Here is a 20,946-nt window from a genome sequence, read left to right on the forward strand (position 1 = left end):
ACCGGAATACCAAAGTCCGTAACTGAAGTCGGTGCAAACTTTGTCATCCGCGCCGACTTTGAACACGCACTTTGCAGCAAACGAGCACACCCGTTTGGGTTAGAACGCACGCACTCGCTATCTCGCCTTGACGACCGGCGGCGGGGCCCAGGTTCCGTCGATGATTGGCGCTTCTGGCCAATAGGCACGGATGTAGAGCGAGAACGCGTCAGACGGCGCAGGGAGCCAATTACTCTCCCTGTCTTTCCCCGGAGATTCGTGCTGAACGTAGATCGTCAATGAACCATCCGCGTTGGTTTTAAGGTTCTTGTTCTTTGTTCCCACCGAGAAGCGGCTAAGCGCATTGGGTTCGAAGAAGTGATGCTTGTTGTACATCGTCAGGGACCAGAATCCGCTAACCGGAGGCGTCTGACCTTTGGGGAAGGTGATCGTGTATGCATTGCCGCCAGCACCACTGAGACGCGTACCCTTGGCGTCGAAATCCGTGTAGATGTAACGCGTTTCCTGAGGGGCGTTGTCGTACATATTGGATTTTGCCGTGGCCGTTCGGGAGAGATAGTCCACGCCCCAGCGCGCGCCATTCGATGGTGACGTCCACCCATTGCCTATGGGCCGGCCGTTGTTACGGAACTCGAAGAGCGGGTCGACAATTTCCCTGTCGGCATCCACCGCGGTCTGCACCAAAGTCTGCTTGATGCTGGCGTCTTTGCCAGCGGCATCGAGAACGGACTCAATCATTGCGTAAAGAGATTCTTCACCAGGCTGCGGAGGAATCTGCTTCATGACGACTGGTAGTTCGTCGAAGAACTTTTCGGGCTCAACCCAGTGAATCTCGCCGCCCCCCATGCTTGCTGGCACCGGGTAGATGGGGAGTTTGTGCCAGTCCATCGTTTTCATCTTGCCGTCGAATTTATCCAGGGGATAGACGACGATCTGGCTCAAGACCTTTTGTATCGCTGCCTTGTCCTCGGCGGTATCGTCCATGAAGGCCCGCGGAAGTACCGTGACCAGGTCCGTCGTGGAGCGACACACTTCGGTGATGCCTTTAGGGACGTCGCCCTTCCAGTTTGGGCCGACGATTAAATAGAACCCCGGCTTGGATTTGTATTGCTTGCCGATGGCGCAGAACGAGTCGGTGCGCGCGTCGGCAATCTGATAGACGTAGAAGCGTTCGCCAAAGTCAGGAACCTGCACGACGACCGGTTGCGTATCGACGTGCTGGTAGCCGGCGCCATACACCGTGTCCTGATTGGGGCAGGTAATGAAATTCTGGTCGGGCTTGATGTAGTCAGTCAGCATGCTGATCGCGCCAGGAGGCGATACCGGCAGAATCCCGCCATTCAGGCCGGGGCGTGGGACTTTCGCCACCGCCTGCGATCGGTTGTAGTTGTTCACCAACGGCCATCCCCAGATGTACGCCATGCGCCCAACCGCCTGGACGTATCCCTTGGTCATGACGGTACCCGGCGGGGTGCCTTTCAGCTCTTGGGCGCTAGTCGCGGCGGGGACTTGGGCCGCTTCCATCGGTGATGTTGGATCGGCCGTTGGGCAAGCATCCGCGTGTCGGCAAGTGAACAGCAGCAGGGCGGCGCAGGGAATGGACAGAATGGCCTTGCACATGGATGAAGCCCTCGGTCGATGATCGGTAGCGTTGACTAGAAACCGACCAAGGCATTGTGGGCGCTCTTCAGAGTGGGTTGCCTCAGTGTTACTACGTTGGAAACTCCGGTAAAACTACCTAAAAGATGTGCCTAGCCAGCATGGACAGGGATATCCGTTTTCGACTGCGACAACGGACCTTATAGGAAGTGTGTAAATGCTCGGTTCGCATAGTTGGTACCGGCATATACAAAACCTATGGCGTCCTGATCAATTAAACGACTCGAAGGGGGCCATCTCTCTGCGGCACTATTCAAACGATCGTCACACTGGCCGATTTGCCCCCCTTAGGCGTCCCTTCTGCCCTCCCTAACTCGCAGCAGTTTCCGGGACAGTGGAGCGTCACGCAGCCGTGCTCCTGGGGAGGAAAGCCATCATGCGCAAGACCGTTCTATTACTCGCCCTGCCCTTGGCCGTGGCGGCCTGCAGTCATGAAGACCAGGCTGCGCAGAGCACCGGCGACGCCTCGTTCGAAGCCAAGCTGCAGCAGCAGTTGCTGGATGCCAAGCCAGGCACGGTCATCGATATCCCGGCCGGTCATTACCACCTGCAGCGCGGCCTGAGCCTGCGCAGCGATGGCGTCACCATCAAGGGCGCCGGCATGGACAAGACCGTGCTGTCGTTCAAGGGCCAGGTGGTGGGGCCGGAAGGCCTGCTGGTGAACGCGAACGACTTCACCATCGAGAACCTCGCGCTGGAAGACACCAAGGGCGATGCGCTGAAGATCAACCAGGGCAAGAACATCACCATTCGCGGCGTGCGCGTGGAATGGACGGGTGGCCCCAAGACCACCAACGGCGCCTACGGCCTGTATCCGGTGAAGACGCAGAACGTGCTGGTGGAAGACTCGGTGGTGATCGGCGCTTCCGATGCCGGCATCTACGTGGGCCAGTCCAACAACATCGTGGTGCGCCGCAATCGCGCCGAATACAACGTGGCCGGCATCGAGATCGAGAATTCGGTGAATGCGGACGTGTACGAGAACATGGCCACCAACAACACGGGCGGCATTCTGGTGTTCAACATGCCCAACCTGTCGCAGGCGGGTCATAGCACGCGCATCTTCAAGAACAAGTCGATCAGCAACAACACCGACAATTTCGCCGCCAAGGGCGCGGCGGTGGCCAGCGTGCCGCGTGGTTCGGGCATTGTGGTGAACTCCAACGACAAGGTGGAGATTTTCGACAACGACATCGCCGACAACAAGACGGCGAACGTCATCATCTCCAGTTACTTCTCCACCAACTACTACAACACCAAGGGTGTGGCGGCCGATTACAACCCGTACCCGAAGGGCATCTTCATCTACGACAACCGCTTCAAGGGAGGCGGCGATTCACCGGACGGGCTGAAGCTCAAGACGCTGAAGACGGCGGTGTTCGGTCTCAGCGGCAAATTCCCGGACATCCTGTGGGATGGCTACGTGGATGAAAAGAAGCTGGTGGATGGCCTGCCGCCGGCAGAGGACCGCTTCTGCATTCAGAACGGCGACGTGGGCGTGATCAACGCCGATGGCCCGCACGACTACAAGAATCCCAGCACCGACACCAAGGCTTACCAGTGCACGCTGCCCAAGCTGCCGCCGGTTGTGCTCGATCCGGAACCGAAGGCCTGAGGTTGCTGCAGATGATGAAGTGGTTTACGTGTGCCGGCATGCTGTTGGCACTGGTGCTGGTGAGTGCCTGCCACCGTGGTCTCGACCCGGTGGCGTTCCAGGCCGACGGGCGTCCGCCCAAGTTGAGCGACTGGCATGTGGTCGAAGTGCGCGACGGCAAGCTGGTGCTCAACAAGGGCGTGGTTCCGTACGACCTCAATACGCCCTTGTTCACCGATTACGCGCACAAGCTGCGCACGATCTGGATGCCCAAGGGCGTATCGGCCAAGTACGACCCGACCGATACCTTCGACTTTCCGGTCGGCACGATCATCAGCAAGACCTTCTATTACCCGCGTGCCGCCGATGGGAAGTTCACCGATGTGGCGCGCACGTACGACAGCTCGCGTGACTTTGCCGGCGAAGGACTGGATCTGTCGCGTGTGCATCTGATCGAAACGCGCATCCTGGTGCGTCGTGAATCGGGTTGGGCGGCGATGCCTTACGTGTGGAAGGACGACCAGAAAGATGCGTCGCTGGCGCGCACCGGCGCGGTGATTCCGTTGACGTTGGTCGCCGACAGCGATGCACGGGAAGACTTCAACTACGTGGTGCCCGACGAAAGCCAGTGCGCCAGCTGCCACGCGCAGGACTGGGTGACGCGCAAGATCCATCCCATCGGTCCGAAGGCGCGCCATCTCAATCGCGATTACCACTACGCGGCGGGCGACGAGAACGAGTTGGCGCATCTGATGAAGGTGGGCTACCTCACCGGGGCACCGGCACCCGCCGAAGCGCCGCGCAATGCGAACTGGATGGACGAACACGCGTCGCTCGATGCGCGGGCTCGCGCCTATCTCGATATCAACTGCGGGCATTGCCACAACCCCAAGGGTGCAGCCAACACGACTGCGTTGACGCTGGACGTGAGTGCGCCCGAAGACCGTCATCTCGGCATCTGCAAGCCGCCCGTCGCCGCGGGGCGCGGCACGGGCGACCATCTGTTCGACGTCGTGCCCGGTTCACCCGACGAATCCATCCTGCCCTACCGGATGGACTCGGCCGAACCCGGCGTGATGATGCCGGAACTGGGCCGCAGCACGGTGCATCGCGAAGGCGTGGCACTGATCAAGGCATGGATCGCGGCGCAGTCGGGGGGCTGCGTCGCGATCCATTGAACAAGTAGCAACGCCGCGGCCTTCGGGCGGCGGCCATTTCATCTCGAGGGGAGAGTGTGCTGATGAATATGCGTCTGCGTCCGTTGTCCGTTTGCCTGCATCGCCTGTTGATCGGCGGCAGCCTGATGCTGGCGGCCTTGCCTGCCGATGCCTGGGCCAGCGATGACGCCGCGTCACCGCAGGACACCGGCAGCACCCCGAAGAGCGGCAGCACCAGCGCCGATCCGGAAAAGGCCAAGCTGCTCGGCAACATCACGGTGACGGCGCAGAGCCGCACGCAGGAAGTGCAGTCGGTGCCGATTCCGGTGCAGATCGTGACGGCCAAAGAGATCGACACGCTAGCTGCGACCGATCTCAGCAAGATGGATATCTTCGTGCCCGGCCTGGTGATCGACGCTACCCAGCCCACGCAGCCCACCTATGAACTGCGCGGCATCGCCACCAGCAACTTCGGCATCGGCACCGAGTCGGCGGTGGGTGTGTACGTCAACGGTGTCTACGCCGCGCGTTCGGGTGGTTCGCTGCTGGCGTTCAACGATATCGCTCGCATCGAAGTGCTGAAGGGTCCGCAGGGCACGTTGTTTGGCCGCAACGCGGCGGCGGGTGCGATCTCCATCGTCACCAACGAACCGACCGACAAGTTCGAGGGCAAGGCGCGCGTGCGCGTGGGCAACGACGGGCGCAAGTACGCCGACGCGCTGGTCAACATTCCCATCAACAAGGACATGGCACTGCGCCTGAGCGTGCTGGACAACCAGAGCGATGGCTGGATCAAGGACGCCGCCACCGGCAAGCGCTACGGCGGCGACAACGAATGGGGCTCGCGCGCCGTGTTCCGCTGGAACGTGACCGACAACACCCGCGTGCTGCTGTCATGGGATCACGAGAAGCTCAATCAGGCGCCCTCGCCCGCCATCGGCTTGATCCCGCTGTCGAACGACACCAACGAACGCGCGCCGTACCCGGCCGATCCGGCGACGTATCTCAATCCGCTGCATGCGCCGCTGTACAACGACGCCATCGGCGCACGCGAGTCGCGGCGCTTCGACGGCGGCACGCTGCAGATCGATCACTCCTTCGGCTGGGGCGATCTCGTCTCCACCACCGCATGGCGCGGCTTCGACACGTTCAACCTGGGCGACTACGACGGCACCAATCACGTCGTCACCTATCTGGACACGGCCAATATCGAACACAACAACAGCTGGTACCAGGAGTTCAAGCTCTCGGGCAACAACGACCTGATGGATTGGGTGGCGGGCGTCAGCTACTACCAGGAGCAGGCGCGCCAGACCAGCGAGACCAACGTCAACACCGACAGCATCGACACGCTGGCGAACAACGTCCTGGGCGTGGGTACGCCGCTCACCGATATCAGCAACGCGCTGGCGTCGTTCGGTTTGCCGTTCTCGCTGCTGGGCGATCCGTGGCACGAAGCCATCAGCAATGACGGCAACTTCAAAGCGTATGCCGCATTCGGCGACGTGATCTGGCACGTCAGCGACCGTTTCGACGTGACCACCGGCCTGCGTTACACGCGCGATGAGAAGGACTTCAGCTGGTACAACATGCCACGCAGCGCGCCGGCCTTCGACGCCACCATTGCTGGCCTCGAAGGCCTCGGCATCGTGCAGATGCTGCCGCCCGAAGCGCAAGCCGCGCTGGCGGCGTTCGGCAACAACGTGATCTTCACCAGCGCGGTGGGCACGCCGGTCTACGCCAGCAATACGTGGAACAACTGGAGCCCGCGCGTGGTCGCCAGTTACAAGTTCACGCCGGACGTGATGGGCTACGTCTCCGTCACCCGGGGCTACAAGGCGGGCGGCTACAACAGCGTGCAGCCCGGCTCCACCTTCCAGCCCGAAAAAGTGACCAATTACGAAGGCGGCATCAAGAGCCTGTTCCCGGACCAGAACCTGCTGCTCAATGGCTCGGTGTATTACTACCGCTACGACAACATGCAGTCGCTGGCGCTCGATCCGAACAGCCCCGCCACCGGCCTGCCGATCTACGTGGTCAACAGCAGCAACCAGGAAGCGAAGGGCCTGGAGCTGGAAGCGCAATGGCAGCCGATCGATGGATTCCGCGCGAATTTCATGGGCGCTTACATCGATTCGAAGTATCGCAACGCCACCGCGCCCGACGGCGTGGACCTGAGCGGCCAGCCCACCGGCGCACCGTACTTCTCCGGTGCGCTGTCGCTGTCCTACACTCTGCACGATGTGGCCAACGGCGAGCTGGAATTCGACCTGTCGCAGGCTTATCGTGGAGCCACGCGTTGCAACGCCGATTCGCAGTTCCAGGGCGCTTGCTACGTGAGTCCCAACTTCAAGATCGGCACCAGCCAGCAGCGCACGGACGCTCGCATCGACTGGCACGCGCCGGGTGACCGTTGGGGTGTGGCGTTGTACGGCAACAATGTCTTCAACAAGCGCTACGTGACCGGCGTGAACAACATCAGTACCTCGGTGTTCGGCACGCCGTTCGCCAGCATCTCGCCGCCCCGCATGTGGGGCTTGGAACTGCGTGCGAAGTTCTGACCGTGAAGGCATGACCATGAAAGAACCCAGCCCGTCGTTGCATTCCACCCTGCTTCGCATGCGCGAGGCGCAGGCACGCGATCCGCTGCCGCCGTGGGACGTGCGGGCCACCCGCCTGCGCACGCTGGAGAAGATGCTCAACGAGCAGCGGGTGCCGTTCGCCGAGGCCATCGACGCGGATTTCGGTCATCGCCCGCAGGAAGAGACGGAGCTGCTGGAGCTGTATCCCAGCCTCTCCAACCTGAAGCACTCGCTGCGGCGCGGCCGACGCTGGATGCGTCCGCGCGGCAAGCTGGCCAACCTGGTGTTCCTGCCCGCCCGCACGGCGCTGCTGCCGCAACCGCGTGGCGTGGTGGGCATCATCGTGCCGTGGAATTACCCGTTGTTCCTGGCAGTGGGTCCGTTGATCGATGCGCTTACCGCGGGCAACCGCGTGATGCTGAAGATGAGCGAGTTCACGCCGCGCTTCTCGGCGTTGTTCGCCGAACAGGTCGCGCGCTATTTCTCTTCCGACGAGATCGTCGTGGTCACCGGCGATGCCGAGGTGGCGCAGGCGTTCTCGGCGCTGCCGTTCGATCACCTGCTGTTTACCGGTTCCACTGCGGTAGGTCACCACGTGATGCGTGCGGCGGCGGCCAATCTCACCCCGGTGACGCTGGAACTGGGCGGCAAGTCGCCCGCTATCGTGGGCCCGGGAGCGCGCCTGGAGCACGCGGTCGAGCGCATCGTGTTCGGCAAGCTGGTGAACGCGGGACAGACCTGCATTGCGCCGGACTACGTGCTGGTGCCGCGTGCGCAGATGGCGCAGTTTGTCGGTGCGGCGCGCGACATGGTGGGCAAGCTGTATCCGAACCTGCGGCTGCAGGAGCAGTATTCGTCGATCGTTTCCGATCGCCAGTACGAGCGGCTGGCCACGCTGCGCGACGAAGCCGTGGCCGCGGGCGCCACGCTCGAGCCGATGAGCGACGCGCACGATATTCCCGCCAAGCGCCTGCTGGCACCGGTGATGCTCACCAACGTCAACGACCGCATGGCGGTGATGCAGGACGAGATCTTCGGGCCCCTGTTGCCGGTGCTGCCGTACGACTCGCTGGACGAGGCGATCGGCTATGTCGCCAGCCATCCGCAACCGCTCGCGCTGTATCTGTTCGAGCAGAACGGCTCGACCATCGACGAGGTGCTCAAGCGCACGCATGCCGGCGGCGTCACGGTGAACGACACGCTGTACCACATCGCCCAGCACGGCCTTCCGTTCGGCGGCGTGGGGCCGTCGGGTATCGGCGGCTATCACGGCGAAGCGGGCTTCCGCACGTTCTCGCATATGAAGCCGATCTTCCGCCAGGCACGATTCAACGGCACCGGCATGCTCAATCCGCCGTACGGGGCGCAGTTCAAGCGCATGTTGAAGCTGTTGATGCGGGTGGGTTGAAAGCACCGAAAGGCCGGCAGGGTGCGAAACCCTTGTGGGAGCGCACTTGTGCGCGACTGGCCACATTGCAGCGTCGACGCACGGTGTGGCCGTCGCGCACAAGTGCGCTCCCACAGGGGTTCCGCTCCGGCAATGGCCGCTTTCGCCAAGACATAGAAAAACTTCCCGCTTCGGTTGATGCGGGTGGGTGCAGGCACTGAAACGCGTATGGGTCCGAGACCCTTGTGGGAGCGCACTTGTGCGCGACTGGCCACGTTGCAGCGTCAACGCACGGTGTGGCCGTCGCGCACAAGTGCGCTTCCACAGGGGTTCCGCTCCGGCAATGGCCGCTTTCGCCAAGACATAGAAAAACTTCCCGCTTCGGTTGATGCGGGCGGGTGGAGGCACTGAAACGCGTACGGGTCCGAGACCCTTGTGGGAGCGCACTTGTGCGCGACTGGCCACATTGCAGCGTCGACGCACGGTGTGGCCGTCGCGCACAAGTGCGCTCCCACAGGGGTTCCGCTCCGGCAATGGCGGCTTTCGCCAAGACATAGAAAAACTTCCCGCTTCGGTTGATGCCGGTGGGTGGAGGCACTGAAACGCGTACGGGTCCGAGACCCTTGTGGGAGCGTACTTGTGCGCGACTGGCCACGTTGCACCGTCGACGCACGGTGTGGCCGTCGCGCACAAGTGCGCTCCCACAGGGGTTCCGCTCCGGCAATGGCGGCTTTCGCCAAGACATAGAAAAACTTCTCGCTTCGGTTGATGCGGGTGGGTGGAGGCACTGAAACGCGTACGGCTCCGAGACCCTTGTGGGAGCGTACTTGTGCGCGACTGGCCACGTTGCACCGTCGACGCACGGTGTGGCCGTCGCGCACAAGTGCGCTCCCACAGGGGTTCCGCTCCGGCAATGGCGGCTTTCACCAAGACATAAAAAAACTCCCCGCTTTCGCGGGGAGTTTTCGTTCAAGCGTCTTTCGCGATGAACCGCGATTAGAACTTGTACTGTGCCGACAGGCTCAGCAGGTTGCCGTAGTCGTCCGACTCGCCGGTGATCACGTCGCCGGTGGAGCTGGTCGCGTTGATGCGGGCACTGTTGACGAAGATGTGCGCGTACGAGGCGTTGATCACGAAGTGCTCGCTGGCCTTGTAGCCGACACCGAAGGACACCAGCTGGCGGGTGCCATCGGGCACGCGCGGATCGCGGGTGGCGGTGATGGTCGGCGTGGTGTCGAGGGCGAGACCGCCGCGCAGGGTGAACTTGTCGTTGAGGTAGTACTCGCCGCCGATGGAGACGTACCAGCTGTTGCGCCAGTTGAACGGCTCGGTGGTGGTCGGCTGCGCCGGGTTGGAGTAGTACACGTTCAAGTTCTTGAACACGTCCCACTTGGTCCAGGCCACGTCGGCGCCCAGGCCGAACTTCTCTTCCTGGTGCCAGTAGCTGGCGGTGGCCACGGCAGGCGTGGTGAACGGCGCGGTGCCATCGGTGTGGGTGAACGGCACGCCACCCGCACCGGCCAGCAGCGCGGCCACGGTCGGGTTGCTCAGCACGGCCTGCACGTTGGAGGGAACGGTGAAGTTGGCCGTGCCTTCCAGCGTATGCGCGATCTTGGAGCGGTAGTTCAGCGCGAACTTGTCGTTCGGCGTGATCTTCCACAGCATGCCGACCTGCCAACCGTAGGCCCAGTCGTCACCCTTGATGCGAGCGACGCCGTCCGAACCCGGCGGCACGATGGTGCCCACCTGCTGTGCCAGCGCCTGGCCAACCGGCACCGGAATGGCGCCGGCCTGCACGGCCTGATTCACCAGGCCCAGGCCAACGGCGTTGTAGTTGATGGCGGAGGTCAGCTCGGCCGAGGTCTTCTGCGCGATACCGCTCACGCCCAGCGCGAAGGTATCGGTGACGTCGTAGGACAGCGACAGCGTGCCATCGAGCGAGGTGAACTTGGACTTGATGGCGTTGTAACGGCCCATCCAGTTGTTGTTGTATTCGGTCTGGAAGCCGAACGGCACGGTGAAGCCCGCGCCCACGTGCCACTTCTCACCCAGCTGGGTGGCGAAGAAGAACGCCGGAACCGGCATGGTGGTGCCGGCATCGCCGCCGTTGCCGCCACTGATCGGGCGACCGGCAAAGTCGTGCGCGGAACCACTGAAGGTGGTGCCGAAATTGATGGCGGTGACGTCGGCCTGGAAGTAGGTGCCCTTCAGGTCGCTCATGGCGGCCGGGTTGTTGGCCACCACCGACACGTCGCCACCGGCAGTGGCGGAACCGGCATAGGCGCGGCCCATCGCGGCGGCGCTGTCTTCATGCAGCTGGAACGCACTCGCATGGGCGCGCTGCGGTGCAGCAAGCGTCCCAAGGATCGCCAGGCTCAGCGCCGCAAGCGTGAGCGGACGACCCGCGCGTGAAAATTGACGGTATGACATCTGCATCAGCAATGCTCCTGCTTATCGTTGATCCGGCTCGGGTAGTAGCGGGGGCTTGACGTCCGCGCTTGCTTTTCATACGCGCGTTTGACACCCCTGGCCGGCACTGTGCCCACACAACGCAAGCTTTACAAGTGCGGTTGCAGCAAAGTTCCCCGAGGATTGCCCGTTCATCCGCTCCGTTCGTCGCCGATAGGCGAAGATAGGGGGTGTAACGCGTCTGGCACAGGGGACTACGCGGAAAATCGCGGTCAGCTCTCAAGCGGTGCTAATCTCTCAGACCGCGCCTGCGGGTGCGCCCTTCCCAGATAGCCGACGGGTGCCGCCATGCACTGTTTTGTCTACGCCAGCCAGCGCAAGCCCGATACCTATCTGTGGCTTCGTCGCCGCGACGATTTCGCGTGTATTCCCGAGCCGCTTACCCAGATGCTGGGCGACCTGCAGTTCGTGCTCGAGGTCGACCTGACCGGCGAGCGCAAACTGCCCTACGAAGATGCCACCCAGGTGCTCGCGCATCTGGATGAGCAGGGCTGGCACCTGCAATTGCCGCCGAAGGAAACCCTGGCCGCGGCCAATCACCCCGCTTACAACAGCGCGCCGCTCGATCCGCATCGCGATCGCTGACGCCAACCAAGCCGAAGCCTGTTAACACGGGATTACCTTCTGGCTTTGTAACGATTCCTATACTCCGCGCTTATGGCCTACTCAAAAACGCGTCGCCCGCCTCCGTTTCTGCAAGCCCTCGCCTGGTTCGTTCCGGGTTTGGTTGCCGCCGCGATAGCCGCCTTCGGCGCTCATCCACTCGCATTGATCCCGCTGCTGGTCGCCAATGCGTTGACCATGGCGGCGGTATGCCACGCGATCGGTTTCGATCCGGAGCCACGTTTCGGCCGCACGGTGCTGCGCCGTGGCGCGGCCTACCTGGTGATGTTCACCGGCTATGTGGTGCTGGTGTTCCTGCTGGTGGCGTGGCCGATGCTCAAGCTCAACCAGTCGCCCAGCCTGGGCGCGGCGTTGATGCTGGCCGGTGCGCTGGTGGTTGCGTTGGCGGCGTTGTGGCGCATGTGGCCGGCATTCGGCCTCGTCTATGTGTGGGACGACGCCTATCCGGCGCAGAGTGATGGCTCGTGGATTTTCACCGCCACCGCGCGCAGCCTCGCCTTCGGCCGCCATTTGTCGCGCGAAGAACGCTTCTTCACCCACTTCCTGCCGTCGGCGTTGTCGCTGCTGGCGCTGGCCTTCATCGCCATTGCGCTCACCGGCCTCTACGGCGTGCTTCCGTCGGAACTGCGCACGGCGGCGTTGGTGCTCTATGGCGTCGTGCTGATGCCTTTGGGCTGCCTGATCATCGCCAACCGCACGTTGCGCGCCCTGCTGTGCGAAGGCCGTCGCCCGCTGCGTCAGCCCGCGTCCGGCGTAATGGACGCCCCCGTTGCCGCACCGATTCCCAAGCCTGCGCCCAAGCTCACCGAGCAGGAGCGCACGGCGGGGACGCCGGAGCAGGCGCACGGTTTGCTGGTGGCCACGCGCGATGGCGACATCGACCGCGCACTGGCGCTGGTGGAAGCCGGTGCCGATCCGAATACCGCGCCCGAGCCGGGCGATCGCGACCAGCGCCCCGTGCTGATGCTCGCCGCCCTGCTGCCCGATATGCGCCTGCTGCGCGCATTGATCGCCAAGGGTGCCGACGTCAATCGCGCCAGCGGCGGCCTCACGCCGCTGCTCGCGGCCACGCGCGACAGCTGGCATGGCCGCGCCGAAGCGGTGATGACCCTGCTCGCCAACGGCGCCAGCGCACTCGCCACCGATGCGGAAGGCAACACGCCGCTGCACGGCGCCGTGCTCAGCGGCGAGGCCATCGTGGCGGCGATGCTGCTCGATGCCGGCGCCGCCATCAACGCACTCAACAAGGCCGGACTCAGTCCACTCGCCGTGGCCTGCCGCGCGGCCAACTGGCCGGTGGCGAAGTTCCTGCTCGAACACGGTGCCAAGCCCACGCCCGCCGATGGCGAGCCCGCGCTGGTGACGGCCGCCGGCATCCCCGACGACGACGTGGAAGGCGTGAAGCTGCTGCTCAAGCATCGTGCCGCCATCAATGCCGTGGATGCGCGCCATCGCAGTGCGCTGATGGCTGCCTCCGCCGAAGGCCACGAACAGATCGCCCGCGCCCTGCGTGCAGCGGGTGCGGATGTGAACCTCACCGATCGCCACGGCAGCACGGCGCTGATGGAAGCGGCGCGTGCCGGCGCCGTGGGCATCGTGAAGCTGCTGACCGAAGCGCAGCCGGATGCACGCCTGCGCGACAGCCACGGCCGCGACGCACTCACGCTGGCCTGCCAGTCGCCGCAGGCGCATGCCGAAGTGGTGCGTGCCTTGCTCGCCCTCGGCGCCGAACCGAAGACCGCCGGCAGCAATGGCCGCAGCGCGCTCGACTACGCCGCCGCGGCCGGCCGCTGGGACCTGGTCGCCTTGCTCGATCCGGAAACGCCGCTGCCCGCCAACCTCAGCATCGACGCCCTGCCCGATGGCGCGGACACGCCCGCGCATCTGCTCGATGCGCTGCGCTTCGGCCATTGGGCCGTGGTATCCACGTTCACCCAGCGCGTGCGCGAGTGGCCGTCGTCGCAACTCGCGCAGCTGTATCTGGACCTGGCTGGCCCCGGCCAGGGTGCCGCGCGTCGCTGGCTGCTCGATCACGCACTCGATCCGGAAGCGCGGCTGCAACCGCAGCTGGTCGACGATGCGGAAACCGTCGAAGGCATCGAATCGTCGCTGCCGCCGCTGGGTCGCCGCCTGTTCGATGCCTTGCTGCCGCTGTTGCCGGCAGCCACCGAAGCGGTGGAAGACCTGCTCGATGCCGGCGCCACGCCAGCCGGTGCCGGTTTGCTGGCGCAAGCGCTGCTACGCCTGGAAGACGGCGTGCAAGGCGCGGCGTTGCCGCTGGCGATGCTCGAGCGTGGCGCCGATCCGTTCGGTGCCGATGCGCGCGAACGCACGCCGGTGCATCTGGCTGCCACCTACGGTCACCATGCCTTGCTGCAGACGCTGCTGCAGCGGGGTTGCGATCCCAATACGCGCGACCTCAGCGGCCGCACGCCGCTGTTCGCCGCACTGGAACACGGCGAACGCGCGCTGCCGCTGGTGCGCTCGCTGGTGGCCCACGGTGCCGATCCCGAAGCGATCGATGCGAACGGCGAAACACCGCTCGGCCTCTCGCTGGAACACGAAGCGATCGAGCGCTGGATGAACTGGGGCGAGTGGACGCGTCCTGCGCGCCCGCTGCGCGCCGACGACCTGCCCGCCGCCGCCAAGGCCGGCGCACTCACGGCCGTCGATCGCCTGCTGGAGCTGGGTTTCGCCGTCGACACGCGCGATCACCAGGGCGCCACCGCGTTGCTGCACGCCTGCGGCGCCGGCCAGCGCGACGTGGCCGCGTTGCTGCTCGACAAGGGCGCCGACGCCACGCTCGCCGCCACCAACGGCATGACGCCGCTTGCCGCAGCGGTGAGCGCACGCCGCGAAACGCTGGTGGCGCTGCTGCTGCAGAATGGCATCGCCGTCGATCAGCGCCTGCCCGGCGAAGCGACCGCGTTGATGATCGCGGCGGCAATGGGCTATCCCGAAATCGCCGAGCAATTGCTCGATGGCGGCGCCGACGTGAATGCGGTGGACGCACGCGGCCACGGCGCGCTGCATGCCGCCGCGCAATACGGTTTCGAGCACAACGACAGCCTGCGCGCACGCCGCCTGTTCGACACCTTGCTCAAGCGCGGCGCCGACGTCGGCATGGCCGACAAGGAAGGCAAGACGCCGCTGCTGCTGTTGCTGGGTGCGCATATGCGTCCAGGCAGCGAATGCGATCCCACCCATATCGGTGCACTGGTGCCCGTGCTGCTCGAAGCCGGCGCCGTGCTCGAACATGCCGACCAGCGCGGTGTCACTGCGCTGCACTCCTGCGCGATGCACGCACTGCTCGCACCGGCGCGCGTACTGCTGGCGCGCGGTGCGGATCGCCAGGCCGCCGATGCGTTCGGCCGCACGCCGGCCGACGTGGCGCGCGCCATCGGCTATATCGATATCGCTCACGAACTGGCGGCGCGCAGCGGCTCGGCCATTCCCAGCGTGCGGCAGATGTTGAGGCAGCCGGCCCAGCCGGCCGACTGAAGCGCCTGTTCGACCAGGCGACGAGCCATCGCCTCGGGGCGTGGCGGCAACTGCCGCCACGCGTTCACTACTTCATCCAGTCCGATGCGATCCACGCTGGGCACGTCCGGCAATCCGCCGATGGCGTGCACGGCGCTGCCACTGGCGCTGCGCGGCGTCCACATGGATGGCCAGCGGTTGCCGAACAGAACCACCAGCGGACAACCCACGGCGGCCGCCAGATGGGCGGGGCCCGTATCCACCGACACCATGCTGTGCGCGATATGCAACAGCGCGCGCAAATGACCCAGCGGCAGCCCGTCGTGCGGCACGATTACCTGCGCATGCGCCGCCGCGTCGCCGATCGTAGCGAGATAGGCCGCCTCGCTCGCCGAACCACACAACAGCACGCGCGCCTGCGGCATGGCCTCGACGATGGCGCGGCACAACGCCGCCCATCGTTCCACCGGCCACGACTTGTCGTCATCCTCGCGCTTGCGTATGCCGTTCCAGCGCATGGTGCGCTTGTTCGCCGGTTGCAGCAGCACCAGCGGATGTCCATGCAGGTTGCGCCGCGCCAGCCACAACTGCGCTTCGCCCAACTCCACGGCGGTCGGCTCCAGCCGCGGCGCGCAAGGCAAGGCGTGCGATGAACTCAAGGCATCGCGAAAGGCCGATGGCGTTTCATCCGCAAAACGCATCAGCCAGTCGATCCAGTGCTCCCCCTGGTGAAACGGCGTGTCTTCGATGAAGACGCAGTGCTCGGGCGCAATGCCTGCCAGCGCCAGCATGGGTCTTATCTTGGTGCGCGTGCGTACATCCGGCTCGCAGATGTAGAACGGCGCGGCACGCAATTCGCGCAATGCGAACGCCGTGCGCAAGCGCTGTGGATTGAGCCAGAGCGTACCGTACTGGCTGTCGACCTGCCGCACTTCAGCCACGTCTTCGTGGCCTTCGTACAACACGCGCGGGCAGTCGCCCAGCGAGACGAGCCGGCATGCACCGCCGTAACGGTGATGCAGCTTATGCAGCAGCGGCTGCAGAAGAATGGTGTCGCCCAACCGTCCGAATCGAATGACGACAGGATGAAGTGGCGCGCGCTGGCCCATGGGGATTCAGATAGACGTCGGGCAGGCCCGATCCCTCAGGCGATCCGCCCCGCGACGGCACGGCCTTCAGGCGCGCCTATCTTTCCCGATGCGCGGCGAAATGAGTTGCGGATTGGACGCAAGATCGCATGCCGCCCTATTCAACAACGGTACGCAGGAAATCCCGTGAGACCCATGTCAACGTGTCACGTCTTCGTCATCTGCCGAGGCGTCGCTCGGCTTCTCCAACGCGCGCTTGACCTCGGGCGATGAGTCCGCCTGGAACAATTGCTCCAGGTCGATAAGTGCCTCGCGCGTGGTCTGCACGATGCGCGCATCGTCGTCGTACACCAGGTACTGGCGCTTGAGCAGTTCCTGATCCTGCCGGCGAAAACGTTCGACGTGATCGGCCGCCGTCTCGGGCGACATGCCGAGCGCTTCCAGTGTCTGACGGGTCATCTTCAGGCTGGAATAAAGCGTTTCGCGCACCGGCAATTCCACGCCCAAGTCCATCAGGCGCCACGCGTGCTGGCGGTTGCGCGCTCGCGCGATGATCTTCAGCGACGGATACATGCGGCGCACCACGCGCGCGGTGCGCAGGCTCGCCTCGGGATCGTCCACGGCCAGCACGAACACGCTGGCCTGGTCCGCCTGCGCCGCACGCAGCAGCTCGGGGCGTGCCGGATCGCCGTAGAAGATGTCGGTCCAGTTGCCGAAGCGCTGCACCAGGTCGATCTGTTCCACCGAATGATCGAGCGCCACGAACGGAATGCCCTGGGCGCGCAGCATGCGCGCCACGATCTGGCCCATGCGTCCGTAGCCGGCGATGATCACGCGCGGCTTGTCCGCCACGATGGTGTCGAACTCGCGCTCTTTCTTGGTTTGCGACTGATGCAGCACGCGACCCAGCAGCGCCACCATCAACGGCGTCAGCGCCATCGACAGCGTGATCGCCAGCACCTGCAGGCTGTGCTGCTCGGTGGTGATCAGGTTCTGTTCGCCGGCCAGCTTGAGCACCACGAAGGCAAATTCGCCCCCGCACGCCAGCAACACCGCCAGACGCAGCGAATCGCGGCTATTCAGGCCGCCCACGATGCGCCCCAGCGGCCACAACAGGGCGCCCTTGATCAGCAGCAGGAACAACACCAGCATCGCCACGCGCATCGGCTGCTGGATCAGCAGCGACAGATCCATGGTCATGCCGACGCTGATGAAGAACAAACCGAGCAGCAAACCCTTGAACGGTTCGAGATGCGATTCCAGCTCGTGCCGGTATTCGGAATCGGCCAGCAGCACGCCGGCGAGAAAGGCGCCCAGCGTGGCGGACACGCCCACCACCTCCATCAACCAGGCCGTGCCCATCACCACCAGCAGTGCCGTGGCGGTGGACACCTCCACGCTGTCGGCCTTGGCCACGAAGCGAAAGATCGGACGCAACAGATAGCGGCCGCCCACCATCACCGCGACGATGGCGGCCACCGTGCGCAGCACCGCAAAGGCGTCGAAGCCGTGCTTGCTCGACGCGCTGGCGAGCAAGGGCACCGCGGCGATCAGCGGGATGGCGGCCAGGTCCTGGAACAGCAGCACGGCGAACGCCTGGCGTCCGTACAAGCTGCCCGCTTCCTTGCGCTCGGCAAGGATCTGCAAGCCGAACGCGGTGGAGGACAACGCCAGGCTGCCGCCCACGATGGTGGCCGCGTTCACCGTGAGTCCGAACAGATAGTAGGCCGCCGCACCGATCACCAGGCTGGTGGCCATCACCTGCAGCAAGCCGGTGCCGAACACCTGGCGGCGCATCACCCACAGGCGTTGCGGCGAGAGTTCCAGGCCGATCACGAACAGCATCAGCACCACGCCGAATTCGGAGATGGTCGAAACGCCCGAGGGATCGGCGATCAGACGCAGTTCCTGCGGACCGATGACGATGCCCGCCAGCAGATAGCCCAGCACGGAACCCAGCCGGAAGCGCTTGGTCAGCGGCACTGCGATGACGGTGGCCAACAGGAAAACCAGCGCCGTCTGCAGGAAATGGTGGCTATCCACGCGCGCACTCCATTCAGGGGATTCGCATTATTCCACGCTGGTGCCGAGCTGAACCGACTCCGCCGCACGAACCGATCAAGCGGCGAGCGGAATGCCCTGCCATTGCTGGGTGATGATGCTGGCAAGACGCTCCACTGCCGGTGACGATTCGGCGTCGGCGCGATGCAGGCACAGGCCCAGTTCGCCCAGCGACGGCAACACCGTCTCGTGCGGCAACAGGGCACGCACGCTGGCCGGCAGCCCGCAAGGCGTGCGCAGCGATACGCCAAGACCTGCCGCTACCGCCGCCCACGTCCCCGCCAGACTGGCGCTGGTGAACGCGATGCGCCACGGGATATTCGCGCGGTCGAGCGCGGTGGTGGCGGCGGTACGCATGATGCACGGCGCTTCGAGCATGACCAGCGGCAACGGTTCGCCATCGTCGCGAGGCCATGCGGCCATGGCCTCGGCGCCGGCGATCCAGCGCAACGGCACCGTGCCCACGCGCTGCGTATGCGGCGTGACCGCACCGGCATCCCAGGCCAACGCCAGATCGAGCCGCCCGGAGGTCATCCGTTCCAGCAGCTCGGTGTTGCGCGCGATGCGCACTTCCACCTTCACGCGCGGATGGGCGCGGGCGAAGCGGCCCAGCACGTCGGTGAGCAGGCTCTCGCCAAAATCTTCCTGCAGGCCCAGCCGCACCCAGCCTTCGAGTTCCGCCCCGTGCAGCGCGCTGGCGGCCTCGTCGTTGAGTTCCAGCAGACGGCGTGCGTAGGCGAGCATGGTCTCGCCCGCTTCGGTCAGCACCATGCCGCGGCCGGATTTGCGCAGCACCGGCGTGCCGGCCTGCTCTTCCAGCTTCTTCAGCTGCGCGCTGACCGCCGAGGTCGAGCGCCCCAGCCGGTCCGCGGCGCGGGCGAAGCTGCCCAGCTCCATGCCGGTGACGAAGGTGCGCAGCACGTCGAGGTCGAAATTCACTCGCCGCATAGAATCATCCCGTTTTGATGGACTATTCGTTCCATATTTTCTGATTTTCAGGACGATACTCTCCGCCCTACGCTTTCTCACGTCAAGCACTCGCGGGAGCTATCGATGAGCCATCGTTCCGAACAGGGCCAGAGGAGTTTCGGCGACATCGCGCCGACGCTCGCCGAACTGACCGATCGCGTGCTGTTCGATCAGGTCTGGCAGGACCCCGTGCTGTCGCCCCGCGACCGCAGCCTGGCCACCGTGGCCAGCCTGATCGCGCTGGGCCGCGCCGAGCAGCTGCCGTTCCACTTGCGGCGCGCCCGCGACAACGGCCTGAGCCACGACGAACTCGCCGCGCTCACGACCCATCTGGCCTTCTATGCCGGTTGGCCCGCCGCCGCGTCGGCGGTAACGCGTCTGCGCGAATTGAAAGACGAGGAGGCGCGCTCGTGATCGCCATGCAATACAGCTTCACCCTGCCCGCCGACTACGACATGGCGATCGTGCGCCAGCGCATCGCGGACAAGGGCCATCTGCTCGACCACTTCGACGGACTGCTGCTGAAAACCTACCTGCACGCGGAGCGCGGGGAGGCGTCGGAAGAGAATCTCTACGCGCCGTTCTACGTCTGGCGCGACAGCGCCGCCATGCAGCGCTTCCTGGGCAGCACGGGCTTCGCCAACCTGGTGAAGGCGTTCGGATGGCCGTCCATTCGCGTGTGGCCGGTGTGGGATGCCTACCTCACGCCCGAGGCGCGCCACGCACGCTTCGCCACGCGTGAGATCCAGGCGATCGCGCCGTATACCGCGCTCGATGTGCTGCGCGACGAACAACGCACGCTATTGCAACGCGACATCGAACGCGGCGCCGTGGCCGCCGTCAGCGCCTTCGAGCCCACCACTTGGACGCGCGTGAGCTTCCGCTTGTGGGACGACACGCTTCCCGCCCATCCCGCCGGCCAGCGCTATCAGGTCGGTCATGTTTCCCAACCCTGATCTGCGCAGGAGAATCCCATGCCTCTCGTCCGTGTCTCGCTCCGTCGCGGCAAGTCCGCCCAGCACATTGCCGCCATCCGCAACAGCATCTATCGCGCGATGATCGAATCGTTCAACGTGCCGCAGAACGACCGCTTCATCGTGGTGCACCAGCACGACGCGGAAGAATTCGATTACGACCCGAACTATCTCGACATCGCACGCACCGACGAACTGGTGATGATCCAGATCGCCTGCAACAACACGCGCACCGTCGAGCAGAAGAAGGCGTTTTATCAGCGCACCGCCGAACTCCTGAGCAAGGAGCCGGGCCTGCGCCCGCAGGACGTGTTGATCAACCTGCTGGAAACCGGCAAGGAGAACTGGTCGTTCGGCAATGGGCAGGCGCCTTACGCCTGACGCTGCGTCTTCACCAGCAGGCGTCGCGGGCCGGCGCCTTCGCGGGCCGATCGGTCCTGCGGGTTGCGCAGGCGGCAGCGGTCGATCGACAGGCAACCGCAACCGATGCAGTCGTCGAGCGTATCGCGCAGCTTCTTCAGCTGCGCCATGCGCTCATCCAGTTCCGCGCGCCAGGCGGCGGACAGGCGCGTCCAGTCCTGCCGGCTGGGCGCTTCCGTGGGCGGCAATACCTCAAGCGCCGCTGCGATATCCGCCAACGAAATGCCTACACGCTGGGCGACGCGAATGAACGACACGCGCCGCAACACGGCACGCGCGTACCGCCGCTGATTGCCCATCGTGCGCTCGCTGCGAATCAGTCCCTTGCTCTCGTAGAAGTGCAAGGTGGAGACGGCCACGCCGCTACGACGGGCGACCTCGCCCACGGCTAGTGTCATCGGCAGACCGTGACCAGGAAGCTTGCTCATGCGCCACCTCTTGACCTCAAGTTTGGTTGAGGTCCTAGAGTGGCACGCACTTCC

15 protein-coding genes are annotated in these 20,946 nt (G+C 64.7%); 9 read left to right on the top strand and 6 right to left on the bottom strand.

What is annotated here, in order from left to right:
- Positions 1–117 precede the first annotated feature (117 nt).
- Positions 118–1,620, bottom strand: coding sequence for a DUF1254 domain-containing protein (locus ACN9MB_RS20540; RefSeq protein WP_426270109.1), 1,503 nt, complete (start codon positions 1,618–1,620; stop codon positions 118–120).
- A 415-nt stretch (positions 1,621–2,035) separates the two neighbouring features.
- Between ACN9MB_RS20540 and ACN9MB_RS20545 the strand changes: the two genes are divergently transcribed.
- The 4 genes from ACN9MB_RS20545 to ACN9MB_RS20560 all read left to right on the top strand — a co-directional run bounded on the left by ACN9MB_RS20545 (position 2,036) and on the right by ACN9MB_RS20560 (position 8,400).
- A complete protein-coding gene (locus ACN9MB_RS20545) occupies positions 2,036–3,274 on the top strand; it encodes a parallel beta-helix domain-containing protein (RefSeq protein WP_426270110.1) in 1,239 nt (412 codons plus the stop codon).
- 11 nt (positions 3,275–3,285) lie between these two features.
- Positions 3,286–4,431 carry an SO2930 family diheme c-type cytochrome gene (locus tag ACN9MB_RS20550; protein WP_426270111.1) on the top strand — a complete coding sequence of 382 codons (1,146 nt, stop codon included), beginning with the start codon at positions 3,286–3,288 and terminating at the stop codon, positions 4,429–4,431.
- A 62-nt stretch (positions 4,432–4,493) separates the two neighbouring features.
- Positions 4,494–6,971 (top strand): TonB-dependent receptor, encoded by a 2,478-nt coding sequence (locus tag ACN9MB_RS20555; protein WP_426270112.1) that lies wholly within the window; start codon positions 4,494–4,496, stop codon positions 6,969–6,971.
- Between the two features lie 16 nt (positions 6,972–6,987).
- Positions 6,988–8,400: a coniferyl aldehyde dehydrogenase gene (locus tag ACN9MB_RS20560; protein WP_426270113.1), complete on the top strand. Its 1,413-nt coding sequence runs from the start codon at positions 6,988–6,990 to the stop codon at positions 8,398–8,400.
- Between the two features lie 975 nt (positions 8,401–9,375).
- On the opposite strand, the gene ACN9MB_RS20565 is transcribed toward ACN9MB_RS20560, so the two are convergent.
- Complete coding sequence (locus ACN9MB_RS20565; protein WP_204637558.1) at positions 9,376–10,815, bottom strand: OmpP1/FadL family transporter; 1,440 nt, start codon at positions 10,813–10,815, stop codon at positions 9,376–9,378.
- A gap of 321 nt (positions 10,816–11,136) precedes the next feature.
- On the opposite strand from ACN9MB_RS20565, the gene ACN9MB_RS20570 reads away from it, so the two are divergent.
- Both ACN9MB_RS20570 and ACN9MB_RS20575 read left to right on the top strand, forming a co-directional pair.
- A complete protein-coding gene (locus tag ACN9MB_RS20570) occupies positions 11,137–11,433 on the top strand; it encodes a YcgL domain-containing protein (RefSeq protein ID WP_204637559.1) in 297 nt (98 codons plus the stop codon).
- A gap of 72 nt (positions 11,434–11,505) precedes the next feature.
- Positions 11,506–14,973: an ankyrin repeat domain-containing protein gene (locus ACN9MB_RS20575; RefSeq protein WP_426270114.1), complete on the top strand. Its 3,468-nt coding sequence runs from the start codon at positions 11,506–11,508 to the stop codon at positions 14,971–14,973.
- On the opposite strand, the gene ACN9MB_RS20580 is transcribed toward ACN9MB_RS20575, so the two are convergent.
- The 3 genes from ACN9MB_RS20580 to ACN9MB_RS20590 form a co-directional block, all read right to left on the bottom strand.
- Positions 14,892–16,061 carry a glycosyltransferase family 9 protein gene (locus ACN9MB_RS20580; RefSeq protein WP_426270115.1) on the bottom strand — a complete coding sequence of 390 codons (1,170 nt, stop codon included), beginning with the start codon at positions 16,059–16,061 and terminating at the stop codon, positions 14,892–14,894. The two genes, ACN9MB_RS20575 and ACN9MB_RS20580, sit on opposite strands and share 82 nt — an antisense overlap.
- Before the next feature lie 177 nt (positions 16,062–16,238).
- Positions 16,239–18,083 carry a monovalent cation:proton antiporter-2 (CPA2) family protein gene (locus ACN9MB_RS20585; RefSeq protein WP_204637562.1) on the bottom strand — a complete coding sequence of 615 codons (1,845 nt, stop codon included), beginning with the start codon at positions 18,081–18,083 and terminating at the stop codon, positions 16,239–16,241.
- A 75-nt stretch (positions 18,084–18,158) separates the two neighbouring features.
- The gene (locus ACN9MB_RS20590; protein WP_204637563.1) at positions 18,159–19,049 is read right to left on the bottom strand and encodes a LysR substrate-binding domain-containing protein; all 891 of its coding nucleotides are present in this window, start codon (positions 19,047–19,049) and stop codon (positions 18,159–18,161) included.
- Positions 19,050–19,154: 105 nt separating this feature from the next.
- Between ACN9MB_RS20590 and ACN9MB_RS20595 the strand changes: the two genes are divergently transcribed.
- The 3 genes from ACN9MB_RS20595 to ACN9MB_RS20605 are packed head-to-tail and all read left to right on the top strand — an operon-like array spanning position 19,155 to position 20,425.
- Positions 19,155–19,484 (top strand): carboxymuconolactone decarboxylase family protein, encoded by a 330-nt coding sequence (locus tag ACN9MB_RS20595; protein WP_204637564.1) that lies wholly within the window; start codon positions 19,155–19,157, stop codon positions 19,482–19,484.
- Between the two features lie 5 nt (positions 19,485–19,489).
- Positions 19,490–20,026, top strand: a complete 537-nt coding sequence (locus ACN9MB_RS20600; RefSeq protein ID WP_426271958.1) for a DUF4865 family protein — start codon at positions 19,490–19,492, stop codon at positions 20,024–20,026.
- Between the two features lie 18 nt (positions 20,027–20,044).
- Positions 20,045–20,425 (top strand): tautomerase family protein, encoded by a 381-nt coding sequence (locus ACN9MB_RS20605; RefSeq protein ID WP_426270116.1) that lies wholly within the window; start codon positions 20,045–20,047, stop codon positions 20,423–20,425.
- Here ACN9MB_RS20605 and soxR read toward each other — a convergent pair.
- Positions 20,416–20,892, bottom strand: a complete 477-nt coding sequence (gene soxR / locus ACN9MB_RS20610; RefSeq protein WP_426270117.1) for a redox-sensitive transcriptional activator SoxR — start codon at positions 20,890–20,892, stop codon at positions 20,416–20,418. The two genes, ACN9MB_RS20605 and soxR, sit on opposite strands and share 10 nt — an antisense overlap.
- Positions 20,893–20,946 lie beyond the last annotated feature (54 nt).

This window comes from Dyella kyungheensis (genome assembly GCF_049913195.1).
In the GTDB taxonomy this organism is placed as follows: domain Bacteria; phylum Pseudomonadota; class Gammaproteobacteria; order Xanthomonadales; family Rhodanobacteraceae; genus Dyella; species Dyella kyungheensis.

What these genes read in the sequence shown, in the direction of transcription:
- ACN9MB_RS20590 (WP_204637563.1), bottom strand. Translation starts at nt 19,049, where the DNA reads ATGCGGCGAGTGAATTTCGACCTCGACGTGCTGCGCACCTTCGTCACC.
- ACN9MB_RS20555 (WP_426270112.1), top strand. Translation starts at nt 4,494, where the DNA reads ATGAATATGCGTCTGCGTCCGTTGTCCGTTTGCCTGCATCGCCTGTTG.
- ACN9MB_RS20580 (WP_426270115.1), bottom strand. Translation starts at nt 16,061, where the DNA reads ATGGGCCAGCGCGCGCCACTTCATCCTGTCGTCATTCGATTCGGACGG.
- ACN9MB_RS20540 (WP_426270109.1), bottom strand. Translation starts at nt 1,620, where the DNA reads ATGTGCAAGGCCATTCTGTCCATTCCCTGCGCCGCCCTGCTGCTGTTC.
- ACN9MB_RS20565 (WP_204637558.1), bottom strand. Translation starts at nt 10,815, where the DNA reads ATGCAGATGTCATACCGTCAATTTTCACGCGCGGGTCGTCCGCTCACG.
- ACN9MB_RS20600 (WP_426271958.1), top strand. Translation starts at nt 19,490, where the DNA reads ATGCAATACAGCTTCACCCTGCCCGCCGACTACGACATGGCGATCGTG.
- ACN9MB_RS20605 (WP_426270116.1), top strand. Translation starts at nt 20,045, where the DNA reads ATGCCTCTCGTCCGTGTCTCGCTCCGTCGCGGCAAGTCCGCCCAGCAC.
- soxR (WP_426270117.1), bottom strand. Translation starts at nt 20,892, where the DNA reads ATGAGCAAGCTTCCTGGTCACGGTCTGCCGATGACACTAGCCGTGGGC.
- ACN9MB_RS20595 (WP_204637564.1), top strand. Translation starts at nt 19,155, where the DNA reads ATGAGCCATCGTTCCGAACAGGGCCAGAGGAGTTTCGGCGACATCGCG.
- ACN9MB_RS20560 (WP_426270113.1), top strand. Translation starts at nt 6,988, where the DNA reads ATGAAAGAACCCAGCCCGTCGTTGCATTCCACCCTGCTTCGCATGCGC.
- ACN9MB_RS20570 (WP_204637559.1), top strand. Translation starts at nt 11,137, where the DNA reads ATGCACTGTTTTGTCTACGCCAGCCAGCGCAAGCCCGATACCTATCTG.
- ACN9MB_RS20550 (WP_426270111.1), top strand. Translation starts at nt 3,286, where the DNA reads ATGATGAAGTGGTTTACGTGTGCCGGCATGCTGTTGGCACTGGTGCTG.
- ACN9MB_RS20575 (WP_426270114.1), top strand. Translation starts at nt 11,506, where the DNA reads ATGGCCTACTCAAAAACGCGTCGCCCGCCTCCGTTTCTGCAAGCCCTC.
- ACN9MB_RS20545 (WP_426270110.1), top strand. Translation starts at nt 2,036, where the DNA reads ATGCGCAAGACCGTTCTATTACTCGCCCTGCCCTTGGCCGTGGCGGCC.